The following is a 1434-nucleotide window of genomic DNA, read 5'->3' on the forward strand; positions in this document are numbered from 1 at the left end:
TTATTGCTGTCCGGTAAAAGTTCCAACATAAGCACAATATGCTGAATACGCGCCGATTTCGACAGAAAGCGGTGCCTTTGCGTTTTGCGGGTCCCCTAGACAAGATTTAGCTGGAGCTGGCCGGGTGGTGAACGGCCCCCGACAAAAGAGCTTGCAGCAACCCGTTCTGGATTTTCGAGGAACGGAACAAGGTCGTAGTAGTATCCAAGCGCGTGACGGAGTAGCGAGACTAGATTCGAAAAGCTCCACATGCGATTCACTTGCGCCTTGACCAGTTTTACCAACAAGTTTGCAATCATCACGACCCAGATTTGCGTCTCGATCGCGTTGGCGCTTTCGCCGTAAAAGAAGTGCAGGGGGAAATTCTGCTTCAGCTGCTTGTAGAGCGACTCGATCTGCCATCTGCGCCTGTAAATCTCGACGATTTCGGAGTCTTTCAGTTCCATGTTGTTCGTAAGCAGCTGCCAGCGCTTGCGGGTATGCGGATCCACGTACTCGACCAGCCTCGACTTGTGAACTAGTACCTTCCCGTTCTTCAGCCGTTTCCTGAACTCGATGATGTCGTCTCGACGGACCCTGGCATCGGACGCACCCTTCTCGTAACATTTTTCGAGGACTTTGTAGGTCAGGTTCCTCTTCATCTTGGTGACGTACGTGATGCGGCGCCTGGTGAACTTCTCGAACACCCTGTAGTCGATATAGGCCCTGTCGAAGGCGATGAACGAGTCCTTGGGCAGTTTCACCATGCCGAGCATTACATGATCGTGGACCCTCGCCGCCGTATGCCTGATGAACTCGGGGACGCCCGTCAGCGCCTTCATGATCGTATGCGACTTGATACCGCCGTTCTTCCTGCCGATTTTCGGGTTTCGTCCGGCTCCCTTCAGGACGTTCGAGAACAGCGATATGGTCGTGGAGTCCATCACGTACAGTTTCTGCGCCCATTCATAGTCGCGGCTGTCCGGTAAAAAACGGCCGAACTTTTCGTAGAGCGACTTGTAGACGGCCTCGAAGAACTTGCAGGGGCGTCTGTTGTTCGCGTCGGAAAAAGTGCTCATCTTCAGCGGTCCCGTGAACCCGGCGTGCCACAGGTGCCTCGCTTCCGTGTTCACTCCCGTAAGGATTTCGCGCAGGGACCTGTAATTTTTGAATACAGCGAACAACAGCACGAGCAGGTGCTGGAACCCGTCGAACTTCTTGACATAGCGTTCCCCGCCAACGCTGCGGGATTGCTTCAGAATTTCGCCTTTAGAGAGGTATTTTGTGATTTGTGCGTATATCGGCTGTCCGGTAAAATTTCTACATTCCATAGTGCTTTTGAATTTGTTTTATGTGCAAAAGAAACTATAGTCAAAAGCGGCGGCTCCCGGAAACGGCAGTCGCCTTTTTTGTTAGATTTCAGGTTGAATTAAAAAGTTTTACCGGACACTAATA

General features: G+C 51.8%; 1 protein-coding gene. It reads right to left on the bottom strand.

The genetic code is table 11. From position 1 onward, the window contains the following. Positions 1–95 precede the first annotated feature (95 nt). On the bottom strand, positions 96–1310 hold the full coding sequence (locus BUB55_RS13745) for an IS4 family transposase (RefSeq protein WP_073192448.1): 1215 nt from the start codon (positions 1308–1310) through the stop codon (positions 96–98). Between the last annotated feature and the right edge of the window lie 124 nt (positions 1311–1434).

Source organism: Fibrobacter sp. UWP2 (genome assembly GCF_900141705.1).
In the GTDB taxonomy this organism is placed as follows: Bacteria; Fibrobacterota; Fibrobacteria; order Fibrobacterales; family Fibrobacteraceae; genus Fibrobacter.

Excerpts from the sequence above, each read along its gene's own strand:
- BUB55_RS13745 (WP_073192448.1), bottom strand. The coding sequence starts at position 1,310 with ATGGAATGTAGAAATTTTACCGGACAGCCGATATACGCACAAATCACA.